The 1,500-nt window shown below is 42.7% G+C and carries 1 protein-coding gene; it reads right to left on the bottom strand.

Annotation, left to right across the window (positions count from 1 at the left end):
* Positions 1-1,385 (bottom strand): alkyl hydroperoxide reductase subunit F (ahpF, locus tag RR876_RS16480; protein WP_332637131.1); only part of this gene is annotated, 1,385 nt, incomplete at its 3' end.
* Positions 1,386-1,500 lie beyond the last annotated feature (115 nt).

The following is a 1,500-nucleotide window of genomic DNA, read 5'->3' as shown; positions in this document are numbered from 1 at the left end:
GCTGTTTCTTTGAGGAAATCGGTGTTTGGTAATAAACCAATTTGCACAAAGATTCCTGCAAGCTCTACCGTATGTTCAATATCAGTGGCACGATCTTTATATTTCAATGCTGTCACTTGCTGACCATCACCCACAACTTCAGTCGATAGTGCATTCAGGATCACTGTGGTATTAGGCAAGCTATGCAATTTATCTTGCAACACTTGGTCTGCACGTAGTTTGGTATCAAACTCAACCAAAGTCACATGTTCAACAATCCCAGCAAGATCAATCGCCGCTTCGACACCTGAGTTACCCCCACCAATCACTGCAACACGTTTGCCTTTAAACAGTGGACCATCACAGTGTGGGCAGTAGGCAACACCACGAGTACGGTACTCTGCTTCACCTGGCACGTTCATTTCTCTCCAACGTGCACCTGTTGAAAGAATCACTGTTTTAGATTCAAGCTTCGCACCATTTTCTAAGGTGACTTCAACCAAGCCATTCGCTGTCTCATCTGCACCTTTGATGTTAGAGACACGTTGTAAGTTCATGATGTCCACACCATACTCACGTACATGAGCTTCCATTTCAGCAGCAAACTTCGGCCCTTGGGTCTTTTGAATCGAGGTGTAGTTTTCAATGTCCATGGTATCCATGACTTGACCCCCCATACGTTCAGCCACGATCCCGGTTTTAATGCCTTTACGTGCTGCATAGATGGCTGAGGTATTTCCCGCAGGACCACCACCAATCACTAAAACATCAAAAGCATCTTTGACATTAAGTTTTTCAGCTTCTTTAGCTGCTGAATTGGTATCCAGTTTGGCAACAATCTCTTCCAAAGTCATACGGCCTTGACCGATATGCTTATTGTCTTGGAATACCATCGGTACAGCCATAATTTTGCGTTCTTCGACTTCGTCTTGGAAGAAGGCACCATCAATCATGGTGGCTGTCGTGCCTGGATTGTAAATGGCAATCAGGTTTAAGGCTTGCACCACGTCTGGACAGTTATGACAGCTTAAAGAGACAAATACGTCAAAGTTAGACTGGATGCCCAAACCTTTGATTGAAGCCAAAATTTCATCCGATACTTTTGGTGCATAGCCTGAGGTTTGTAACAATGCCAAAATCAAAGAGGTAAACTCATGCCCCATTGGTAAACCAGCAAAGAAGACACGCGGCTCTTCGCCGGCTTTTGCCACACCAAAGCTGGGCGCACGTGAGTTTTGACCATCAAAACGTGCAGTCACCAGTGGGGACAGTGCTGCAACCTCTTCAACCAATTCTTTGATTTTGTCTGATTTCTCAGAACCATTCAAAGTCGCAACCAATTCAATCGGACCTTCAAGGCGTTCAAGAAGTGTTTTTAATTGAGCTGAAGTATTTTGATCTAACATTGTTAAGCTCTCCAAAGCAGTCTATAAATTTATTTGATAGAAGAATCATAGAGTAAATCTAAAAATAGATAAAACAGTTTGTTTTTATTTTAATAATCGGTTTTATAGATTTAAA

Origin of the sequence: Acinetobacter sp. (genome assembly GCF_036666595.1) — a bacterium.
In the GTDB taxonomy this organism is placed as follows: Bacteria; Pseudomonadota; Gammaproteobacteria; order Pseudomonadales; family Moraxellaceae; genus Acinetobacter.
The sequence above is the reverse complement of the archived record's forward strand: the minus strand, read 5'-3'. Positions and strand labels throughout refer to the sequence as shown.